Annotated in this window: 22 protein-coding genes and 1 tRNA gene; 10 read left to right on the forward strand and 13 right to left on the reverse strand. The window is 61.0% G+C overall.

Going from position 1 to position 20698, the window contains the following annotated elements; translation table 11 throughout:
- Window positions 1-90: 90 nt before the first annotated feature.
- The 3 genes from B0E33_RS13340 to B0E33_RS13350 form a co-directional block, all read right to left on the reverse strand.
- Window positions 91-1158 carry a linear amide C-N hydrolase gene (locus B0E33_RS13340; RefSeq protein ID WP_077291464.1) on the reverse strand — a complete coding sequence of 356 codons (1068 nt, stop codon included), beginning with the start codon at window positions 1156-1158 and terminating at the stop codon, window positions 91-93.
- A 199-nt stretch (window positions 1159-1357) separates the two neighbouring features.
- The gene (locus tag B0E33_RS13345; RefSeq protein WP_077291465.1) at window positions 1358-1738 is read right to left on the reverse strand and encodes a hypothetical protein; all 381 of its coding nucleotides are present in this window, start codon (window positions 1736-1738) and stop codon (window positions 1358-1360) included.
- 140 nt (window positions 1739-1878) lie between these two features.
- Window positions 1879-3042 (reverse strand): pyridoxal phosphate-dependent aminotransferase, encoded by a 1164-nt coding sequence (locus B0E33_RS13350; RefSeq protein WP_077291466.1) that lies wholly within the window; start codon window positions 3040-3042, stop codon window positions 1879-1881.
- A 109-nt stretch (window positions 3043-3151) separates the two neighbouring features.
- On the opposite strand from B0E33_RS13350, the gene B0E33_RS13355 reads away from it, so the two are divergent.
- Window positions 3152-3817, forward strand: a complete 666-nt coding sequence (locus B0E33_RS13355) for a GntR family transcriptional regulator (protein WP_077291467.1) — start codon at window positions 3152-3154, stop codon at window positions 3815-3817.
- Window positions 3818-3868: 51 nt separating this feature from the next.
- Window positions 3869-4318, forward strand: a complete 450-nt coding sequence (locus B0E33_RS13360) for a GNAT family N-acetyltransferase (RefSeq protein WP_077291468.1) — start codon at window positions 3869-3871, stop codon at window positions 4316-4318.
- Window positions 4319-4402: 84 nt separating this feature from the next.
- On the opposite strand, the gene B0E33_RS13365 is transcribed toward B0E33_RS13360, so the two are convergent.
- Together B0E33_RS13365 and B0E33_RS13370 are read right to left on the reverse strand one after the other, a co-directional pair.
- Complete coding sequence (locus B0E33_RS13365) at window positions 4403-6781, reverse strand: arylsulfatase (protein ID WP_077291469.1); 2379 nt, start codon at window positions 6779-6781, stop codon at window positions 4403-4405.
- 242 nt (window positions 6782-7023) lie between these two features.
- The gene (locus tag B0E33_RS13370; RefSeq protein WP_077291470.1) at window positions 7024-7884 is read right to left on the reverse strand and encodes a LysR family transcriptional regulator; all 861 of its coding nucleotides are present in this window, start codon (window positions 7882-7884) and stop codon (window positions 7024-7026) included.
- Between the two features lie 111 nt (window positions 7885-7995).
- Between B0E33_RS13370 and B0E33_RS13375 the strand changes: the two genes are divergently transcribed.
- Window positions 7996-9315: an aspartate aminotransferase family protein gene (locus tag B0E33_RS13375; protein ID WP_062486380.1), complete on the forward strand. Its 1320-nt coding sequence runs from the start codon at window positions 7996-7998 to the stop codon at window positions 9313-9315.
- Between the two features lie 92 nt (window positions 9316-9407).
- Here B0E33_RS13375 and B0E33_RS13380 read toward each other — a convergent pair whose 3' ends face one another.
- Together B0E33_RS13380 and B0E33_RS13385 are read right to left on the reverse strand one after the other, a co-directional pair.
- Complete coding sequence (locus tag B0E33_RS13380; protein ID WP_077291471.1) at window positions 9408-10055, reverse strand: pyridoxamine 5'-phosphate oxidase family protein; 648 nt, start codon at window positions 10053-10055, stop codon at window positions 9408-9410.
- 261 nt (window positions 10056-10316) lie between these two features.
- A complete protein-coding gene (locus B0E33_RS13385; RefSeq protein WP_077291472.1) occupies window positions 10317-11162 on the reverse strand; it encodes an NHL repeat-containing protein in 846 nt (281 codons plus the stop codon).
- 120 nt (window positions 11163-11282) lie between these two features.
- Between B0E33_RS13385 and B0E33_RS13390 the strand changes: the two genes are divergently transcribed.
- A complete protein-coding gene (locus B0E33_RS13390; RefSeq protein WP_023002679.1) occupies window positions 11283-12023 on the forward strand; it encodes a helix-turn-helix domain-containing protein in 741 nt (246 codons plus the stop codon).
- A gap of 6 nt (window positions 12024-12029) precedes the next feature.
- On the opposite strand, the gene B0E33_RS13395 is transcribed toward B0E33_RS13390, so the two are convergent.
- The gene (locus B0E33_RS13395; RefSeq protein ID WP_077291473.1) at window positions 12030-13595 is read right to left on the reverse strand and encodes a CYTH and CHAD domain-containing protein; all 1566 of its coding nucleotides are present in this window, start codon (window positions 13593-13595) and stop codon (window positions 12030-12032) included.
- A 144-nt stretch (window positions 13596-13739) separates the two neighbouring features.
- Entirely contained in the window at window positions 13740-14234 is a 495-nt protein-coding gene (locus tag B0E33_RS13400) for a cupin domain-containing protein (protein ID WP_055659979.1), read from the reverse strand.
- Window positions 14235-14490: 256 nt separating this feature from the next.
- Here B0E33_RS13400 and B0E33_RS13405 point away from each other — a divergent pair.
- Window positions 14491-14575, forward strand: a tRNA-Leu gene (locus tag B0E33_RS13405).
- Between the two features lie 76 nt (window positions 14576-14651).
- Here B0E33_RS13405 and B0E33_RS13410 read toward each other — a convergent pair.
- Complete coding sequence (locus tag B0E33_RS13410) at window positions 14652-15329, reverse strand: hypothetical protein (protein WP_077291474.1); 678 nt, start codon at window positions 15327-15329, stop codon at window positions 14652-14654.
- Window positions 15330-15538: 209 nt separating this feature from the next.
- Here B0E33_RS13410 and B0E33_RS13415 point away from each other — a divergent pair, with 209 nt between their 5' ends.
- Genes B0E33_RS13415 through B0E33_RS13430 form a run of 4 tightly spaced genes read left to right on the forward strand, consistent with a single transcriptional unit; the run spans window position 15539 to window position 17382 of the window.
- A complete protein-coding gene (locus B0E33_RS13415) occupies window positions 15539-16117 on the forward strand; it encodes a YqaA family protein (protein WP_055659975.1) in 579 nt (192 codons plus the stop codon).
- 15 nt (window positions 16118-16132) lie between these two features.
- Window positions 16133-16657 carry a disulfide bond formation protein B gene (locus tag B0E33_RS13420; protein ID WP_062486397.1) on the forward strand — a complete coding sequence of 175 codons (525 nt, stop codon included), beginning with the start codon at window positions 16133-16135 and terminating at the stop codon, window positions 16655-16657.
- A complete protein-coding gene (locus B0E33_RS13425; protein ID WP_023002685.1) occupies window positions 16654-16920 on the forward strand; it encodes a hypothetical protein in 267 nt (88 codons plus the stop codon). Before B0E33_RS13420 ends, B0E33_RS13425 begins: the two co-directional genes overlap by 4 nt.
- 27 nt (window positions 16921-16947) lie before the next feature.
- Window positions 16948-17382 carry a metallopeptidase family protein gene (locus B0E33_RS13430; protein WP_031270101.1) on the forward strand — a complete coding sequence of 145 codons (435 nt, stop codon included), beginning with the start codon at window positions 16948-16950 and terminating at the stop codon, window positions 17380-17382.
- 80 nt (window positions 17383-17462) lie between these two features.
- Here B0E33_RS13430 and ppa read toward each other — a convergent pair whose 3' ends face one another.
- Window positions 17463-18002, reverse strand: a complete 540-nt coding sequence (ppa, locus tag B0E33_RS13435) for an inorganic diphosphatase (protein ID WP_077291475.1) — start codon at window positions 18000-18002, stop codon at window positions 17463-17465.
- A 134-nt stretch (window positions 18003-18136) separates the two neighbouring features.
- On the opposite strand from ppa, the gene B0E33_RS13440 reads away from it, so the two are divergent.
- Window positions 18137-18703: a hypothetical protein gene (locus B0E33_RS13440; RefSeq protein WP_077291476.1), complete on the forward strand. Its 567-nt coding sequence runs from the start codon at window positions 18137-18139 to the stop codon at window positions 18701-18703.
- Between the two features lie 16 nt (window positions 18704-18719).
- Here the strand turns inward: B0E33_RS13440 and B0E33_RS13445 are convergent, their stop codons facing one another.
- Window positions 18720-19256: a GNAT family N-acetyltransferase gene (locus B0E33_RS13445; RefSeq protein ID WP_208984635.1), complete on the reverse strand. Its 537-nt coding sequence runs from the start codon at window positions 19254-19256 to the stop codon at window positions 18720-18722.
- Window positions 19257-19404: 148 nt separating this feature from the next.
- A complete protein-coding gene (locus B0E33_RS13450; RefSeq protein ID WP_023002690.1) occupies window positions 19405-20688 on the reverse strand; it encodes a hydroxymethylglutaryl-CoA reductase, degradative in 1284 nt (427 codons plus the stop codon).
- Window positions 20689-20698: the final 10 nt, after the last annotated feature.

Genomic DNA, 20698 nt, shown 5'->3' on the forward strand with positions numbered 1-20698 from the left:
GTGCGTAGCGCAACGAACGGTGGCTTTGCAGATCGGACCGAAAACCAGTGATAGTCCGCCTTGACGACGCAAAGCAGCCCTTCCCGCGTCCTATCGCCCCAGAAACCGGAACGGTTCTGCTTCCTGGAAGTGTGCGTTGGCCATGCCGGAGTAGATGTTGGTCTGGTTGGGGCCGAGGTCGAGTTTCATGACCTTGCCGGTTTCCGGCGAAAAGTCGGCCTGGCTGAAGTCGATCCAGAAGATGTTCGGGGTCACCACGGATTCGAAGAAGTAGAGCTTGCGCTTCTGGTCGGCGACGGTGCGCCAGCGGGTGGAGGAGATGTTCGGCTGGTCGGGCGTGGTGATGCCGAGCGGCACGGAGACATTGCGGATGACGCCGAAGACGCTGGCGATCGTCTCGACCGGGCTTTCGGTTCTCGGGATGGCGTCGACATAGAATGATGCGCGGGCAAAGCGGTCCGCCGCACGGTTGGTGCCTGGCAGCATGACAGTGCCGCCGATTTCCTTCCAGTACTGGTTCAGGGCCAGCTGCTCTTCGAAGGTCGGCGAGTTGGTCATCACCTGGTAGGCGCGGCTGTGGTGGATCACCTGCTTGCCGTCGATATATTCCACGATGGCGCTGTCGCCGCTTGCATCCGACAGGGACAGGTGCAGGGTGGCGAGGCGTTCTTCGCCTGGAACATTGTCGCTGAAGAGCGTGAAGGGTTCGGCCTCCAGCGCGCGGACGGCCTCTTCAACGGTCGCGAAATTGTCGAGCACATATTGCGCCCAGGCGGCGATCGTCAGGCCGGGTTTGGAGCTGTCGTAGTCTGGATACTCGGATTCCACCAGCCACAGCACATTGGCGACAAGCCCGGCCTCGTTCATGCCGTCGGTCGTTGAAATGTCGTAGCCGGAGGCAATGACGCTGCCGTATTTCGAGGTCCATTCCAGGGAGTTTTCACCGGCCTCGCCGTTGCGCTTCATGCCGCGCGGGAACAGCCAGAGGTTCGTGCCGACATCGGTTTTCCAGTCCATCGAGCGGGCGGTGATCACCTGCTCGCTGGCACCGAGATAGACCACCCGGGTGCAGGCATCCGCAAGGCGTGGCGCCAGCAGGCCAGACGAGGCGATGGCCAATGCGCAGGCTGCCGTTACCGTGGTCTTGCCGATCTTCATGCGCCGTCTCCTTGCGGTTTGCCGATGGGGTGCCGAGTCGTCCCCGGCACAACTGGTGATATAGGGACGGCCAGCTGTGACGCTGTCAAGACAGGCCGGCGATTGTGTGCCGGTTCGTCGGCAAGCGGAAATGGCCCGCAGTGTTGCCACTGCGGGCCCCGGACACGGAACTTGGGCGAGTTGGGTGAAACCCGTCCGGTCAAAGCGTCCGGAACAGGTTGACCGTGAAAAAGGCAAGCCCGGCGGTGACCGCGATCGCACCAACCGCGATGACGGGTTCCATCGCCGTATGGCCAAGCGCATAGGCGGCCAGCGCCGCCATCATCACCGGCAGACCAAGCGCATGAAGCCAGAAGTGCAGGCGGGCAAACCTGTTGTCCGCCATGGCCGGGATCACCGTGTAGAGGAGGCCGGTCAGGGCCAGGGTTGCCCAGCCGAGAAGGTTGGTGTGCACATGAACCGGCGAGAGCGCGTGGTCATGGCTTGCCGCCATGACGATGCCGAGCACCAGTCCGATCAGCATCCAGAGAGCAGCAAGCCGGAACAGCCAGGCGGCCAGGGTTGGGATGCGGGTAGTCAAGTCATTCGTCCTTTCGAGGAAAGCTGTGCCTTTGGGCACTAGCGGGGTGATGGAAACCGGTGCGGACCGGCGGTAGAGCGTGAGAGAAGAAGAAAGCCCGGGCAGGGCTTTCCTGAGGTGTCGAGGCTGGGGAGGTGCCGTCAGACCTGCCAGGCGAGGCGCAACCGCTCGCGGATATCGCCGAGCCTTTCTGTCGGCTCGTTGGCGAAGACGAAACGCAGGTAGCGTCCGGCGATGTCCGCGCTGCCCCAGCCGGTCATCGGTGTTGCCGCGATCCGCCCCTTTTCGAACAACAACCGGGCGGCTTCCACCGGGGAGTAGCCAAGCTCGGCGGTGTCGATCAGCAGCGACCAGCCGCCATCCGGGCGCACGACGGGCAGGTCCGACAGTGCCTGCAGGATGATGTCCCGGCGGGCTTTCCAGGTTGCCGTTGCAGTGGCGATGCCGTCGTCTTTCGCGGTGATGGCGGCCGCGGCACCCGGCATTGCGATGCCGACCTGGCAGACGACGTTGGTGAGGCTGACAAGGCCGATGTCCGCCATGATCGGGGCGGGGCCGACCGTCCAGCCGACCCGCCAGCCGATCATCCGGTATTCCTTGGAAACGCAGCCCACCGTTATCGTGCGCTCCGCCATGCCATCCAGGCTGGCCGGGTGGATCACCGGCTTGCCGGTGTAAAGGAGGCGCTCCATGGCGGCGTCGTGCAGCAGGAAGGCGCCGGTGCGCATCACGACTTCCGCAATGGCGTTCCATTCCTCGGCCGTGTGGACGATACCTGTCGGCATGGACGGGCTCATGGTCAAAACGGCCCGGGTTCTGGCGCTGGCTGCGCGGCGCAGTTCTTCCAGATCAAGACGCCAGCCGCCGTCGACCACCCTTAGCGGAACCAGCTTCGGAACACCGCCGGCCAGGCGGATGCGGTTGAGCAGGCCCGCGTAGGCGGGATCGGTGATGATGACCTCGTCGCCCGGCTCCAGAATTGCCAGCAGGGCATTGAGGATGCCGGACAGGCCGCCCGCCGAAATGACGCATTGGGTATTCCAGTCGTAGGGCTGGCCGGTGGTGGCCGATATCCGGCCGGTTGCTGCCCTGCGGATGTCATTCGTGCCCAGGAACGGCAGATAGCTGTTGGCGTCATCCCGGCCGATGGCAGCCAGCGTTGCTTCCAGCGCCTCCTCCGGCGGGCGAAGGTCCGTATCCAGGTTCTCCAGCCGAAGCATGTCGGAATTTCCGGCGTCATCGGCGGCCTGTCCCATCTTGTCCACGCCAATTCCCGGAATGTCCTTCAATCGAGAGACGGTCATCTGTAATATCCTTTTTGTATCCAAATTTAAAAACTGGATACATATTTGCCGGATTGCAGTCAAGTCGCTGATTGTCTACGAAGGCGGAAGGACCCAGCCGGACGGACAGATGACAGAGCGGACAAGCGCAAAAAGAACCGGAGATCAGGCCATTCGGGTGGCCGATGCCCTGCGGGAAAAGATCGTCTCGGGCGAGCTGAAGCCGGGCGAGGCGCTGCGCCAGGAACGGCTGGCGGTATTGTTCGAGACCAGCCGGATGCCTGTTCGCGATGCGCTGCGCCTGCTGGAAGCCGAAGGGCTGGTGCAGATGCCGCCGAACAAGGGCGCCATCGTTGCCCCGCTTGATCCGGAGGAATTCAGGGAAGTTTATGAAATGCGGGCGGCGCTGGAGACACTGGCCTTGCGCCTTGCCATTCCGGAGCTGACCAACAGCCAGATCGACCGGGCCGCAGCCATTCAGGACAAGGCCGAGGCGTCGGACCTGGAAAACTTCGGCGCCTTGAACAAGGCGTTTCATTTCGCGCTGTATGAGCCCTGCGCAAGACCGCGGCTGCTGGCACAGATTGCCGCGCTCAATGAAGCTGGCGACCGGTACTTGAGGCTTGCGGCGGCGCAGCTCGACTACACCCGGCGCTCTCATCAGGAACACCGGGACCTGCTTGAAGCCTGCCGCCGCCGGGACGGGGCGGAAGCCTGCGACATCCTGAGGCGACATATCGAGGCTGCCGGAGAGGCGCTGGTCGAACGCCTGTCTGCAAGACTGCCCGCGCCGTGAGGGCGATCAGATGCGGCAGGTGTCGTCTGTCTCCCGTTGGCGAGGAAACGAATGTCTCGAAAAATCTACCGGATTGAAGCGGCAGCTGAGGCCGATGCGGAAAGGCTTGCCGACATTCGCGTCGAGGCAATGCGGCCGAGCCTCGAAGCCGTCGGGCGGTTTGACCCTCTCCGGGCCAGGGACCGTTTCCTGGGCAGCTTCGTTGCCACAGACACAAGGGTCATCCTGGTGGAAGAAGGCATAGCCGGCTTTTTCGTCGTGCGCAGGCACGCCGACCATTTCTATCTCGATCATCTCTATGTCAGCCCGGCCTTTCAGGGCCTTGGGCTTGGCCGAGATATCGTCGAGGGCCTGAAGGCTGAGGCAGAAGCGGCGGGACTGCCGATCCGGCTGATGGCCCTCAACGGCAGTCCCGCCAATGATTTTTACCTCGCCTGCGGGTTCCGGTTCGTCTCGCAGGACGCATTGGACACTATCTACGCCTGGATGCCCGGCGCTTGATCCCCGGCACTTGATCCCTGGCACTTGATCCCCGCCGGCCTGGCATCCGGATGTTGATGACAATCGGTCGGAGCCGCCGATACGCTATTTCTTCAGGTCCACGACAACCTCTTCAAGCTCTCCCTGAAAATCGAATGGCGCCTGATAGTCGGTCGTGACCGCAGTTCCGGTGTCTGTTCCCACATCCTGGTTTTCCGACAGCGAGTATTTGAACGGAGTGGTCTGTGCGATTTGACCGGAGCCGACAGGGCTGCCGTCGACGGAAAGGGTCAAGGTGCCGCTCTTGCCCATTTCTTCGCCGCCCTCATAGGTGAAGTCCATCTTCAGCTCGCGCTCGCCGGCCGGAACCGTGCCATCGCTTTCAACGGAATAGACCGCAACATCGATATAGTTGTGGGCCGCCTTCAGCTTGCCGTCCTTGAGATAAAACGCCCAGCCTCCGGTGTTCCCGCCCTGGGTGAAGATCATGCCGTTGGCGTTGTCCTCGATGTTGACGCGGGCGGTTACGGAGAAGGATTTGTTCTTCAGGTCTGGCGCCGAGGATTCCGGCAGTCCTGCAAGAACGCCCGCGTAGGTGAAGCTCGTGCGATCGCCGGCAAGGTTCGGCTTGCCGGTTTCCTCCGCGCTGAAACGTTCAGCCCCGCGCCAGTCCAGCGGCAGAGCCTTGTTGGCGGAAGCTTCCGCCCACCAGAGGGCTTTCAGCTCTTCAAGCTTGTCCGGGTTGTCCGCAGCAATGTCCCGTGCCTGGCTGAAATCTTCATCGAGATTATAAAGCTCCCATTTGGCCTTGAAGGGATCGAACGCGCCGCGCACGGGATCCCAGGGTTCGAACGCCAGGGAAGCGGCCCACCAGCCATCCTTGTAGATGCCCCGGTTCACGAACATCTCGAAATACTGGCTGGTTCGGACTTCTTCGGCCCCGGCATCGTCCAGCGTGCTCAGGAAGCTCTTGCCCTGGATGGGCGTCTGGGTTGTTCCGTTGACGCTGCGCGGCTCTGGAATGCTGGCCGCTTCAAGGATGGTCGGGGCAATGTCGATGACATGCAGGAACTGCGTCCGCGTTTCGCCTTGTCTGGAGAAGCGTGCAGGCCATTTCACGATCATCGGGTTGCGTACGCCGCCCAGGTGGCTTGCTACCTGTTTCGTCCACTGGAAGGGCGCATCCACCGCCCAGGCCCAGCCGGCCGGGAAGTGGTTGAAATGAAGTTCCGTTCCGATCTCGTCCATCCGGCTCAGCATGTCGTCGGTGGTCATCAGATAGGCGTTGAAGAAGGCATTCTCGTTCAAGGTGCCGTCAAAGCCGCCTTCCGCGGACGCCCCGTTGTCGCCGACGATGTAGATGATCATCGTGTTTTCGGCATCCGGCAATGTGGCCACATAGTCGAGCACGCGTCCGACTTCCTGGTCGACCTGCTGGCCGTAGGCGGCAAAGACCTCCATCATCCGCGTATAGAGCTTCTTCTGGTCGTCGTTCAGGCTGTCCCAGGCGGGCAGGCTGCCCGGGCGGGAGGTCAGCTCGGTGTTTTCGGGAATGATCCCCATGTCCTTCTGGCGCTGGAAGGTCTGCTCGCGATAGGCGTCCCAGCCCATGTCGAACTTGCCCTTGAAGGTGTCGATCAGCTCCTTGGGGGCCTGGTGCGGGGCATGGGTTGCAGCCGGTGCCAGATAGGCGAACCAGGGTTTGCCTGGTTGAATGGCTTCCAGCGTCTTCAGCCAGTTGATCGTCTGGTCGGCGAGATCGGTGCTGAGGTAGTAGTCGTCCCCGTCCGGTGTTCCGATCGGTGTCTGGTTCTCGAAAAGATAAGGACGGACCTGATTGGTGTCGCCAGCCATGAACCCGTAGAAATAGTCGAAGCCAAGGCCGTTCGGCCAACGGTCGAACGGGCCTGCCGCACTTGTCTCGTAGATCGGCGTGTTGTGGTTCTTGCCGATCCAGGCTGTCGCATAGCCGTTCTGGCGCAGGATCTCGGCAACCGAGGCGGTGTCTTTCGGAATGATGCCGGTATAGCCATCATAGCCTGTGGCAAGTTCGGTGATGACACCGGTGCCGGCAACGTTGTGGTTTCGCCCGGTCAAAAGTGCTGCCCGGGTGGGGGAGCAGAGCGCCGTTGTGTGAAAGCGGGTGAAGGTCAGGCCTTCCTCGGCGAGCTTGTCCATCGCCGGTGACGGCACTCCGCCGCCAGTGGCGGAGAACTGCCCGAAACCGACATCATCCAGCAGGATCAGGAGCACGTTGGGAGCTCCTTCGGGAGCTGATACGGCCGCAGGAAACTCGGCCGGTGCTGCGTTCAGATAGGTCGTGCCCACATCACCGCGAAACTTCTGCTCCGCATAGGGAAGGGTAACCTGTCCATCCTCTGCTCCAATGGGGCCGTCGGCTGCCAGGGCGTTGTCGATTGCAAGACAACCTGCGGCCATCGCCGGAAGCATCAAGAAAGTTGAATAAATGCCGGGTTTCTTCATCAGACCACTCCATGGGTTCAAGGCCGGTCAATGCAGTGAAATGGCGGGGTGCGGACCGCTGCGTAGAGGTTTCGCGACAACGGGCGACCGCAAGGCAATAAGGAACGAAACGGAATGCAATTCCACTCTAGGAAGTATATCTGAAAACCGCACGCCTTTCAGGTGGAATTGGTAAATGCGGGCGACCCGGGCCGGGAGGCCGGCCGAATGGACCGGAAATTGCCCGGTCCGGTGTTGTGATGTCAGTTCGTCGCCGGACTGCGCAGCTTGTCCGCCACGAATTCTCCGAATGCCTGCGTTGCAGCCGAGGGATTTGGCGACGCATAAGCCAGCGTGACGCCGATGCCGGGAAGTGGTGGCAGGCCGGCCTCCACGATGTGGAGATCGTGCGGCACCGCGGAGCGGGTCACCACACTGATGGCCTGGCCGGACCGGGCAATCGCCAACAGGCCCGCGAGGCCATTGCTGGCAAAGGCGATGCGATAGGGCTTGCCTGCCTGGTCCATGGCGGTGCGGGCGGCGCGATGGTCCAATGTGTCCGGCGCCGAAAGCGCAAGCGGCACAACATCCTTTTGCAGGACCTCCGGATCGGGACGATTGGCCACCCAGACAAAGCTTTCAGGCCTCAGGATGCGGGTGGACGCGTCTTCGCCGGGAACGGAAATCAGGGCAAGATCGATCCGCCTGCGCTGCAGCTGAAGGTGCAATTCCGTTGTCGGAGCACAGACCACCTCGATCTCGACATCGCCATGCCGCGCGCCAAACCCTTTCAGAAGATCGGGAAAGAAGGCGGTCAGATAGTCTTCCGGGCAGCCGAAGCTGATGAGGCCATGCAGGCCTGCCCCCGGCAGGGTGGCAAGTGCTTCGTCGTGGACGGCAAGAATGCGTTCCGCCTGAACCAGAAACCTGTCCCCTGCTGCCGTCAGTTCCACACCCCCGCGTGTGCGGCGCAGGATCTGCTGGCCGACAATCGCCTCCAGCCGGTTCATCTGCATGCTGACGGCGGATTGTGTCCGCCCGACCTGCCGCGCTGCGGTGCTGATCGAGCCGCTGCGGGCGACTTCCATGAAACTGCGCAGCAAGGCGATTTCCAGAACAGGCATGAGATATAAATCCAATTGAATATCATAATCTAAATTATGAATTTTATTGAATGCAAGGCTTCTCCTAAACTTGCTGCAGTCAATTCAGCCGGCCGGATCAGGAGACGCATCATGGCATTGGAAAGCGCCAGCAACAGCACGGATACCGGGTTCTGGTCCGACGTGTCGGATCACGTCCTGCGGTATGGCCCTGTGTTCGAACAACGTGTCATCGAACGTGCCGAAGGCAGTTATGTCTACGACAGCTCAGGCGCACCAATCCTCGATTTCACGTCCGGTCAGATGAGTTCCATCCTGGGGCATTCCCATCCGGATATCGTGCGCACCGTGCGCGAGCAGATCGGCCAGCTCGACCACCTGTTCAGCGGCATGCTGTCCCGCCCGGTCGTCGACCTTTCGAAGCGCCTCGGATCTCTTGTGCCCGGTTTGGAAAAGGTGCTGCTCCTGTCCACCGGGGCGGAATCCAACGAGGCCGCCATCCGTCTGGCAAAGCTGGTTACCGGCAAGCACGAGATCGTGGCCTTTACCAAGAGCTGGCACGGCATGACCGGGGCAGCCGCTTCCGCCACCTACAGTCACAACCGGCGGGGCTACGGGCCGGTCAATCCGGGGTCGTTCGCAATCCCCGCCCCCAATGCCTACCGGCCGCGGTTTACCGATGCGAACGGTAATCTGGACTGGAAGACCGAGCTGGACGATGCCTTCGCGCTGGTCGACAGCCAGTCCACCGGCAATCTTGCAGCGTTCATTGCAGAGCCGATCCTGTCGTCAGGCGGCATCATCGAATTGCCGGAGGGCTATCTCGCTGCACTGCGCCAGAAGTGCGACGAGCGCGGGATGCTGCTGATCCTGGACGAGGCCCAGACCGGTATCGGCCGGACGGGGCACATGTTCGCCTTCCAGCGCGACGGGGTGACACCGGACATCCTGACCTTGTCCAAGACCCTGGGTGCCGGATTGCCGCTCTCCGCCGTGCTGACGAGCCGTGCCATCGAGGAAGAAGCGCACCGGAAAGGGTTCGTGTTCCTGACCACCCACGTGTCCGATCCTCTGCCCGCTGCTGTCGGACTGGCGGTGATGGATGTGGTGGAACGGGATGGACTGATCGGCCGTGCTGTTTCGGCGGGCCAGCGGCTGCAAGCCGGGCTGGAAGGCTTGAAGCAGCGTTTTGAGAGTGTTGGCGATGTGCGCGGCCGTGGGCTGCTGCTCGGGCTGGAGATCGTGACCGACCGGGCCAGCCGCCAGCCGGATCTCGCGATGGCAGACCGGATCGGCGCCGAGGCAATGGCACGCGGGCTCAGCATGAACATCGTCAAACTGCCGGCCATGGGCGCGGTCTTCCGCATCGCCCCGCCATTGACGATCTCGGATGACGAGATCGATCAGGGGCTGGACATCATGGCGTCGGCGATTGAAGCGGCTCGGGCCTGAGATGGCCGCTTAGGGCATGAGGTGATGCAGGGGAGCGTCAGCGCTCCTCTGCGGTCTGGCTCCTGCCGGTGAAATCGCTGTGCGGGATCCGCTCAATAAAGCGTTTTCCGGTAGGTCTCCTCCAGCGCAGCATCCAGCTTCTGCATTTCCTTTTCATCCGGCGCGCCGGTCGTCTGGTCCAGAATGATCTTGGAAAGCGATGGCATTTCGCTGCGGTCCTGCTGGTGTTCGGGATCCCAGAGGTGTGAGCGCCGGAACGCCTTGGCGCAATGCAGGAAGACCTCGCTCACCTTCACGACAATGGCGAGCTTGGGCGCACGGTCCTTCACGCTCATGGTTTGAAGAAGATCCGGATCGGTTACAAGCGTTGCCCTGCCGTTGACGCGCAAGGTCTCGTCAAACCCGGGAACCAGGAACAGGAGCCCGACATTCGGGTTGGCGACAATATTGGCCAGACTGTCGAGGCGGTTGTTTCCCGGACGGTCCGGAATGGCAAGCGTTTGCGGGTCGAGAACCTTGACGAAGCCGACCGGATCGCCGCGCGGACTGACATCCGCCTTGCCGTCCGTGTTCTGCGTGCCGAGGCACAGAAACGGCGAGCGGGCGATGAAGTCCCGAGCATGCTTGTCCAGTGCGCCCAGGCACTTTTTTGCTGCCAGCGGCGATAGCTCGGAATAGTGGCTCCGGAGCGTTTCCTCATCCGAAATGACGAACTCCGGTTTGATCTTGTAGGCTTCCATCACGCTATCCCTCGACCTTGATCCCTGTGTGGCCCAGCACTGCCGGTCTTCGCCCGGCGGCTGATCCTGCGTTCGACTTGCCGAACACTGGGCCAATCTGCGTGGAAGGTAGCATAAACTGAGGTGCGTACATCAGGAATTGATGGGCTGCTCGTCGTAAGGTCGTAAGGTCGTAAGGTCGCAAGGGGCGGGCGGGGCACGTGATGCCCAACCCGTTGTTGCCGTCTGACCCGTGCGATGAAGCGTTTGCAGGGGCTGGTGCTAGTCCAGTCTGACCGCTTCGATCCTGCCTTCCAGCATATGCGGCAGGTAAAGGACGTCATCGTGGGCGGAAATATCGGCAAGGCCGGCTGGTTCGCTCATGATCTCGTTCGATTTACCGTCAGCATCAATCTTGAAGACCTTGCCGTTGATCCAGTCGTTGAGGACGAGCTTGCCGTTCAGCCGTGCGATGCCATCGATGTTGCCGATGTCCCGCGCCGCGACGCTGATAGCCTTGGTGGCAGGATCAATGGCAAGCAGGCTGCCGGGTGCTTCAGTGATGAAATCGTTCTTGAGGCCCTTGCCCCAGGCGCCGACAAGCAGGCGGCCGTTGTCCCAGTAAAGGCCATTGGGGTGATTGAGCTCAGGGCTTTCCAGCCATTTTTCAAAAGTGCCATCTGCGTAACGCCAGATGGTGTTCGTCATCATGTCGGAAACGAAGATTTCGTCGCCGCTGGTGGTCACATCGTTCAGGAAAACCGAGCCTTCTGCAGGCAATGACTGCAGCAATTTGCCGGTCTGGGCGTCGACAACGCGCAAACTGGTGAGATCGGCCGCGAAGACCTTGCCGTTCATCAGCGCCAGTCCCTTGGGAGCGTCCATTCCGGTTGCCCATTTGGCATCTATGATTTTCCCGTCCGTGGACAGAAGCGCCAGATGGCCGTTGCCGTCGACCGCATTCGGCGCGCCTTCCATGACACTGACGATGAGCCGGTTGGCCGCAGCGTCAAAGGCTACGGATTCAGGCATGTCGAAGCCGTCTGTTGACCAGAGTGAACCGGCTGATGAGGGGAGCGTTGAAAGGCCGAACAGCAGCGCTGCGGCCAGGGGTTTGAAGGTCTGCATGGGAAGTCCTTTCGCAAAGTTGAACTGGATCTCTCCTGCAGAAGGCGAACTTTTCTTGCAATTGATGATGATCTGGTATCAAAAAACGATACTCAAACTGTCGAATTCGGGATCAGGAATATGCGCGGTGATACCTTCAAGATCTTGCAGGGCGTGCTGAAGGCACGTGGCATGACCTATGCGGATCTCGCAAGCCGGATGGAAATATCGGAGCCGACGGTCAAGCGGATCTTCGCCGGGCACGATTGCAAGCTAAGCCGGTTGCTGGAGATCTGCGAAATTCTGGAGGTGCCGCTGGCGGACGTATTGCACCGGGCAGAGCGGAATTCGGAAGAGGCAAGCGTCTTGCCGGTGGCAACGGAAGCGCGCCTCGCTGCGGATCCGTCGCTGTTCTACCTCTTCATCCTGCTGCGTGAGCCGATCCCGCAACAGGAAATCGAGCGCCGTTTTGATCTCTCGGGAGAGGACATGTTCCGACTGGGCCGGGTGCTGGAGGCGCTGGGGCTGGCAGAAGTGCATCCAGGCAACCGCATCAAGATTACGCGCAAGGAGCCCTTCAGGTTCCGTCCGGACGGGCCGCTGATCCCGCTGCTGAAGGAAATCAACATGCGCTTTCTAGGGCAGGTGATAGCCAATCCGGGTGGCAACCAGTCCCTGTTCTTCACGCTCTCCCGCCGCATGCTGCCGGACACGGGGGCGTTCATCCTGCGTGAGATCGAAACCCTGAAGGAGACCATCGCCGAGCTGGCCCGTCAGGACCAGCTGGTCTCGCGCGAGGAAGACCTGACCACCTTCAAGCTGACCGGAGCCTTCGCCCCCGTTTCCTTTCCGGACATTCTGACGATCGAACCGGGCCGGTGATAAGCGTCAGGTCCAGAATTTCGGTGTTTCCCGGGTTGCTTGCCAATACCCTTTGGCGTGCTGCCACATGGCCTGGCACTGGGCCTCGTGCCAGCCGATGACAAAACCGATGGCCTGGTTGGTTGCCAGGGCATTTGCCCCGCTGACCTTGCATTTCACCGGCAGTTGTTCGGCCATGGCGACATCGTTGAGATAGCCGAAGATATCCTGCAGCTTCTTCATCCGCTTCAGGAAGGGCTTCACGGTGTCTTTCGGATAGAGGCAGCCGAAAAATTCGATGCCGTAGCGCATCTTCTTCATCGCCTTGCGCATTTCGTGGCGTTCGGGAACGGTAAGTTCTTCCAGTCGCTTGCCGTATTTCAGAACCTTCTTCCACTGCTTGGCAAGAGCTTCGCCGGCGTGAGTCTCCACGGGTTGGGCCAGAAGCTGCGTCTGGCCGAAGTTTTCCGGGTCCAGCCAGCCGCGCCCTTCCGTGTAGGCTGCAAGGTCGAGCAGGAAACCGTTGACCTCTTCCGATTTCAGGTGATCCGTCAGTGTGGTGCGGGTGTTTTCGTCCCGGAGGGCATTGAGATTTCCCAGAAGAGCGTCAAAGGACAGGGTTCCGGGCGCCTTGTCGACCAGGGGCATAACGATCTCATCTACCAGGACGTCGAGATCCCGCAGGGAACCGGCTTCGGTGGCAATGACCTTCGCCGTCCTGTCGAGCGGTGCCATGGTCGCCGGGTTCAGGATTGGCCGGAACAGGCGAAACGCACTGCGCAGGCGGCGCAGGCCCACCCGTAGCTGATGCGGGCCTTCCGGATCGTCCGACGACAGGACTGCAAGCCGGTTTTCGGAAATCTGGGTCAGGCAAGAACGCAGCACGTCGCGAAAGGCGTGCTCGGTGGTGATGCCGCTGTCGAAGGAAACATTCTCGGCAAAATAGGGTGCCCGTTCCGCAGGCGCGGTACCCTCGGCAAAACGGTACCCGCGCTCGGCCTTGCTATAGGGCGAAAAGCGGAAGGGGATGTCCTTCAAAAGAGCCTTGGCCGCCTCGAAAAGGGCAAGGCTGGGACCAGACTTCAGTTCCATTTCGAGTTCGGTCAGCGGCTGGCTGCCGCTGCCGGCCAGAATATTGCCGCTGTCGAAGGCGAGTTCGATGAAGGTGCCGTCACTGTCCCGGGTCAGATTGCGCACGGTGCGCTTCATCACCGTTTCAAAGCACTCCGACAGGGGGGCATCGCCGATGATTTCCAGAAGACGGTCGTGGACGGCGGGGTCTTCGATGACGGAAAAGTCGAGCGCACGGCCCTTGACCGGATGTTCGGCTTCCACCGGCGAGGACAGGCCGCCCATGACGCCCGTGCCGAGCTTGACGGTCTGAACCCAGCTGTTGCCGGACTTGCGTACGCGAAGGGAAATCCTGGCCTTGCGAAGCGCCTGGTCCGGCGTGTCGAAATAGATCGACTGCAACGTCTTGTTCACGGCGCGGCTGGCAGTGAATCCGTCTATGGAACCGGCGCGTTTCAAAGCGTCCTGTGCCGTCGTTTCCAGCTCGAGCTTAAGCTCGATTTCACGTCCTGATTTGCTCATGCTGAATTTCTAGCCAAGCCATTTCTGCTTGTCCAGAAAAAGCGCACAATTTGCGCCTTTGTTTGCAGGCTAACAAATTCGCCCGCCGAAAGGCGCTGGGCGCCTTTCTTTCAAGAGCTCATTCGGGAACGCGAGCCCGATATTTTAGCCGAAAAGTTTCTTCCCGACGCCTTTCAATCTCTCAAGGATGCGGGACTGATAATGCAGATACCAGGGAACCGGCTTCTGATTGAACGCAAGCTTGCGGATGTAGGTCGGCACTTCCCAAACGGCGGAGGTGCCTGCCGGAAAGAACAGGGTCACGCCGGGCTTGCCTTCATAGACATGGCCGGCATCGTCGGTGATCCGGACTCCGCCTTCCAGAAACATGACCGACTCATCCCAGCCGTAGTGCCAGCGGAACTTGCCGGCAGTGCAGGACCAGTGGCAGGCATCGCCCCAGCCGAACTTGTGCCTGGCCAGCACGGCGCACATGGCTTTCGGGTCGCCTTCAAGCACCCATTCGGGTCGGATCGGCGCTGGCATCAACTGTGATTTGTCAACGAAGGACTGTGTGAAAGCCTGCCCGTGCCGAGCGGCTTCGTTCACAGCAGAAGTTTTCGTGCGTTTCGCCTCTTGAAGGCCGCCAGCCAGTGTCATCCGTTTCTCCCAAACTTGTCTGACTGTCCACTTGCGCGAGCAGCAGTTGCAAACAGCTTAAATATGCGCCGGATTTCACCCTCTGAGGCTGTGTGGCAGGCGAATTCGCAGCCCAGGGTTAAGGGAGCGTAAAGGGAGAAGCTCAAATTCGATCAAATTCGGCGCCCGCCGCACTTGCTGGCGGAAAGCTGCGGCGCGCTGGAACCGCTTGCATCGGACAAGGCCCCATGATAGGCACCCAATCCGATACCGGATTGCCCCCCTGGCGGAACTGGTAGACGCGCCGGATTCAAAATCCGGTTCCTTCGGGAGTGCCGGTTCGATTCCGGCGGGGGGCACCATCTCCAGCGGTTTGAATTGCTGCAGGAATGCGCCGGAGTGGTTCGAGGCTTGCCTCCCACCCGCACAGGTAACCAGCTACTTCAGCGTCACCGTGTCGAAGGCCAGGGAAGCGCTGGTCTGGTAGATGTCTTCCACTTTCTTGATGCGGCCCTGACGCGGGTGGCCGATTGCAATACCGACGATGCCTCTCTGGCTGTCGGGCTTTGCCAGCGCGACCAGCCGCACGAGGAGCTGGTCACCTTCCTTGTTGATGAAGTTGCCGACGATTTCGGATGCAGGCAGATCGCCCAGTGTGATCTGGCGGCGGATATTCAGGCGTGTATCGTCTGTGGTGCCGAGCTGTTTCAAGAGCTCGATGGCAATATAGTCGCCCACCTCGAGGCGCTTTTGCGGATCATCGGTCTTCATGGTGTAGGTGACGATCTGCAGGGACGAATAGATGCGTTTGGTTTCGTCGTCGGTGGTGAAGAAGATCTTGATCGGACCGCCGCCGGCCGGTTTCGCCTGGGCCAGAATTTGCTGTGCCTCGCGCCGGGGTGCGGCAAGGCTGAACGGGACGGGGACCTCGACATCGTGTTTTGCGCCGAACGCCGCATCCACCGTGTAGATCGTCGACAGGGTTACGTCCTGTGCTTCAAAAGGCGTCAGCTTGACCGATCCTTCCAGCTCGACCTGCTGGGCAACTGCCGCAGCTGGCGCGCTCATCGCGAGAACCAGTGCCAGCCTGGAGATGCGTGAGGCCGTTCCGTTCATGTCCCCCTCCCAACGTCGTGTGAAACCTGGCGAGGTTTCAATGCTACCAGATACGGGCGAAAAGTCTGCCTAGTGTCTTGATGCGCGTTTTTGAGGTGGCTTCACATCAGGCTGGGATCGTTTGTGCCGGTGGCTACGCGACAACGTGCTGCTGGCGGTGCGCATTTCCCTAGGTGACTTTTTGCAGCGCAGCGGCTAAGGGAAGCGCCATGATCAGACGCCTCTACGACTGGACCTTGTCCCTTGCCGCCGGACCGCGTGCGCCTGCCGCACTCGGCACCGTATCCTTTGTCGAAAGCTCGGTGTTTCCGATCCCGCCGGATATCCTGCTGATCCCGATGGTGATTGCCCGGCGCGAGAAAGCCTGGTGGTACGCGCTGCTGTGCACACTGACGTCGGTCGCCGGCGGTATCCTGGGATATCTGATCGGCCTGTTCCTGTTCGAACAGGTGGCGGTGCCGATCCTGACTTTCTACGGCAAAATGGGGTTCGTCGAAGAGTTCAAGGACATCTATCATCAGTATGGCTGGTGGTTCGTCTTTATCGCCGGGTTGACGCCGTTTCCCTACAAGGTGATCACCATTGCCTCCGGTGCGCTGGGGCTCAGCCTGCCGGTGTTCATTGCCGCGAGTATCGTTTCTCGGGGGATCCGGTTCTTTGTCGTCGCCGGATTGCTCTATCTGTTCGGCCCGCCGATCCGCGATTTCATTGAAAAGCGGCTTGGTCTCATGTTCACCATATTTGTGGTGCTGCTGGTCGGCGGATTTGTTGTGCTTAGGTATATCTGACAATAAGAGGGTGAGATGACAGCCGACCGGATTTCGCGCAATCTGACGGGGCTCTTGCTGGTGGGCGGCCTGGCGGCGATCGCGACCGCCTGGGGCTTTCAGCTGATTGGCGGCTATGTGCCCTGCAAGCTGTGCCTCGAGCAACGCATTCCCTATTACGTCGGCCTTCCCCTGGCCTTGCTAGCGCTTTTCCTGATGCAGGCCAGGCGGACCGGGTTGGCGTTGGCTCTGCTTCTGGTCGTTGCGACCGTGTTTGCCTATGGTTCCGGCCTCGGTATCTATCAGTCCGGCGCCGAGTGGCAGTTCTGGGACGGCCCGAGCGATTGCGGTGGCGGTACCTCGACACCAACGTCTGCGGCCAACATGCTGCAGGCGTTGAAATCGACGCGCGTTGTCAGCTGCACCGAGGCTAGCTGGCGCATGTTCGGCCTGTCCTTTGCCGGCTGGAACGCGGTTGCGTCCGGCGGGCTTGCCCTTCTGGCGCTTTTGGCCGCTTTCGGGTTGAAACGCCGTGGCAACACGGCCAGTGTAGGTGCATGAGCGAGAACAAGCACCCGAAGGAAAAACTGCGCGATGAAGCGCTCCGCACACTCGACCGGGTGAATGCGGAGAGCGAGACCGTTGCCGGTTCAACCTTCGTCCGCATGGCCGACCGGGCAAAGGATCACCTGAGCGCCGCCGACAAGGACGAAGACGACCGGATCGAGGTTTGGGGCAGTCGGATCGGCCGAGGTCTCGGGCTTGTGTTCGCAATCGGACTGGCGATTTATCTACTGGTCACCTACGTACTGCCCAACACCTGAATGAACCGATCCGTCAAAGGAACCGATATGGCATCCGTCCGGCCGGTCAGCCACAGCAGCTGGACCGAACGCAAAGCACCTGACCTGGAAGACTTCGAGGCGATGGCGAGCGAGATCCTCTCCGGGCTTCCGGATGATCTTCTGCTGCGCTGTGGTCACCTGCAGATCAGCCTTGCGGACTATGCGCCCGACGACGTTCTGGATGAACTTCGCATCGAGGATCCGCACGACCTTCTGGGCCTGTTCGAAGGCCAGGGGCTGAGCGAAGGCGAAGAGACCGTGATGACCGGGCAGATGCCCAATCGCATCTGGCTCTTCCGCCGGCCGATCCTCGACTACTGGGCCGCGATGGACGAGACGCTGGGCGATGTGGTTGCCCATGTGCTGATCCACGAGATCGGGCATCATTTCGGCCTGTCCGACCAGGATATGGAGCGCATCGAGGCGGCAGCGGAACGCTAATTCTGACCCTTGCAACGAAAAAGGCCTCCCGCGTCTTGCGACACTCGGGAGGCCTTTTGGTTTCGTCCGTTTGGAAGCGCTTATTCAGCGGTTTCCTTCTGGGCGCGTGCGATCGATTCAACGATCAGCCGCTTTGCGGATTCGACACCTTCAACACCGGTGATCTTCACCCACTTGCCCGGCTCCAGATCCTTGTAGTGTTCAAAGAAATGCTTCACCTGGGCAACGGTGATTTCCGGAAGGTCGGTCACGTCGTTGATGTTGTCGTAGCGCTTGCTGAGCTTGTGGGACGGAACCGCGAGGATCTTTTCGTCCTGGCCGGATTCGTCTTCCATCAGCAGTACGCCGATCGGACGGCAGCTCATGATGGCGCCCGGAACGATCGGGCGCTGGTTGACCACGATCACGTCGATCGGGTCGCCATCGCCACACAGGGTGTGGGGAACGAAGCCGTAGTTGCCCGGGTACCGCATCGGAGTGTACAGGAAGCGGTCGACGTACATCGCACCGGCTTCTTTATCCATCTCGTATTTGATCGGCTCGCCGCCAACGGAGACCTCGATAATGACGTTGATGTCTTCCGGCGGATTCTTGCCAATCGGCACAGCGTCGATACGCATTTAGGAAACTCCTGTTATTCGTTGCTGCGTCTATCGCAATCCCGCCGAAGAAGTTCAAGTCCTTTATTTTTGCATTGCACCTAATTGATTAACATGCGTCTATTCGCGCGGCAGGCTCTGGAGGAGATAGATTTATGAAACGGCTTACTGTTTCCCTTTTGATGCTCGGCGGATTGCTTGTGTCTCTGCAGGCCGCAGGGGCAGCGTCGATCGACAGTGCCTATACCAAGATCCTGCTGGACAGCTGCCCGCTGATCGAAGCCGGGGACGAGGAAGAAGGCACCTTCGGCGGTGCCTGGCAGTGCCCCGGCTACAAGGGAGCAGGCGTCTATGTTGCCGAGGGCGACCTGCGCATGTTCGTCTCCTTCGGTCCCGACGCCGCCAACGAGCCCGCGGCAGGCCAGACCCTGCCCAATTTCAACACGGTCAACGAAACGCTGGAATGGCGCCTCAGGGGCGGTGTTCCGTTTGCGACCATCCTGCGCTGGTTTCCGAGCCTCGATGAGGGGTCCAAGACCGGCAGCGTGCTGATCGTGACCCAGCTGCAGCCCGGCGGCGGCACCTGCCAGATTGCCCGGATCGATGCCCAGGCCAACAAGAACGCCAACGATTTGGCGCGCCAGGCCGCTGATACCATGGCCGGTTCTTTCGATTGCACGCAGCCGCCGCAGATCATCGGCAATCCCGGAATTCTCTATTAGGCTAGCGCCCTGTGGCTCAGGTGCTGATTTGCGGCCAGGCGTAGATGCTGAGCTCCAGCCTTCGGCCGCCGATCCTGTACCAGGACTTTGCCGCGAGCTTGCCACCGACGGCCTTGTAGAAAGCGCGCGCGGGCTCGTTGGCGCTCAATACCTGCACGGCGACACCGGGCATGCTCTTCGCCGACAGCGTTTCCCGCACATTCTGGAAAAGGGCCCGGCCGAACCCGAGGCCCTGATATTCCGGCTTCAGATAAAGCTCGTAGATTTCGCCATCCATGCCGGTGTCCCTCAGCCGGCACGGCCCATAGGTCGCGTAACCGGCGGGAATTTCGGCGATGCTGAGGATCTTGATGTCGACACCCCTGGCAAGGGCACCGCGCCACCAGCTGCTGCCTCGGCGCGAAATCATCTTCTGAAGATCGACACCGTGCAAGACGCCGCGATAGGCGCCCAGCCAGGCTTCGCTATGGATGCCGGCGAGTGCCTCACAATCGGCGGTCCGGGCCGCGCGCAGATCTATCAGGTCGGTTGTCATGCTTTTAGAAAGATACAACAAGCAATCCGACGGAAAAGAGGCAATCGCGTCGTAGAAACGCCAATTATGCCGATTTCATTGCGTTCGGCATCCGGGAGTTGATCGGCCGGAGGGGCAACACGGTAATAGTGCCGAGACCTCTCCGGTCGAACCTTGTCAAAAGGCCTCAGGCGTTGGCGCCCTGCCGCAGCCGGGCGAGAATTTCCTCGGCCAGATCCTGCCGCACCTTGCCAAGCGATTTCAGCTCGTTGGCCACCAGGTCGATTTCCTCGCCGGTCGCGCCCACCATCAGGGCAACGTTCTGGGCGTGCAGGGCCATGTGGCCTTTCTGGATGCCGGTGGTGGCAAGCGCGCGCAATGCGCCGAAATTCTGCGCCAGGCCGACGGCAACGATGATCCGGGCCAGTTCGTCTGCCGTGGTCACGCCGAGTATTTTCAGGTTGGCCTGCGCGGTGGGGTGGATCTTGGTTGCGCCACCGACCAGTCCGACAGCCATCGGCAGTTCCAGGATGCCGACAAGATTGCCGTCGCCGTCCTTTTCCCAGCGGGACATCGAGCGGTAGCGGCCGTCTTTCGACGCGAACGCATGGGCACCTGCCTCCACGGCTCTGGTGTCGTTGCCGGTCGCCAGAACCACCGCGCTGATGCCGTTCATGATGCCCTTGTTATGGGTGGCTGCCCGATAGGGGTCGGCATCGGCAAAGTGATAGGCCGACAGCATGTCGTCCCGAACCTTTTCACCTCCGATTTCCTCCAGCGGCCAGACAGCCCGCACGCGTGCCACGCGGCGGTCGGCGAGGTTGGTCAGGATCCGCAGGAGACTGCGGGCGCCGGTCCATTCCTCCAGCTTGGGTGCAAGGGCCTCGGCCATACTGTTGACGGCGTTGGCGCCCATCGCGTCGCGCGTGTCGACGATGATGTGAACGATGGTCATAGGTCCTTCGGCAGTGTCGATGACCCTTATGTCGAGGTCACGGAAGCCGCCGCCAAGCTTCACCAGAAGCGGATCGATCTCTTCGCAGATGGTGCGGATGTCGTCGATGCGTTCAAAAACCTGCAGGCGGACGTTTTCAGGGTCGCTTGCGCCCAGAAGCTGGATCTGGGCTGCCATCAGGGGGCCGCTTGTGGAGGTCTTGAAGCCACCGGTCGGCCGGCAGCGCTTGGCCGAGTTGCACACGGCGGCGATGACGGAGGATTCCTCGCTGGCCATCGGCACCAGAACGTCCCGTCCGTCCACGGTCATGTTGGTCGCGATACCGACAGGAATGGACATGGAAGAAATGGCGTTTTCAACAAGGCGGTCGGCCAGTTCGATGTTTCCGGATGCCGCTTCCACAAGGTCGGAGACGGACTTGTTGTCGAGATTCGCCTGGCGCTGGACTGCCTGGAGCCGGCCGGCCGGGTCCAGCTTGTGAAAACCTTCAATACGGGACGAAGTGACGTCACTCATCGGGGGAAAC

The organism is Roseibium algicola, from assembly GCF_001999245.1.
Taxonomy (GTDB): domain Bacteria; phylum Pseudomonadota; class Alphaproteobacteria; order Rhizobiales; family Stappiaceae; genus Roseibium; species Roseibium algicola.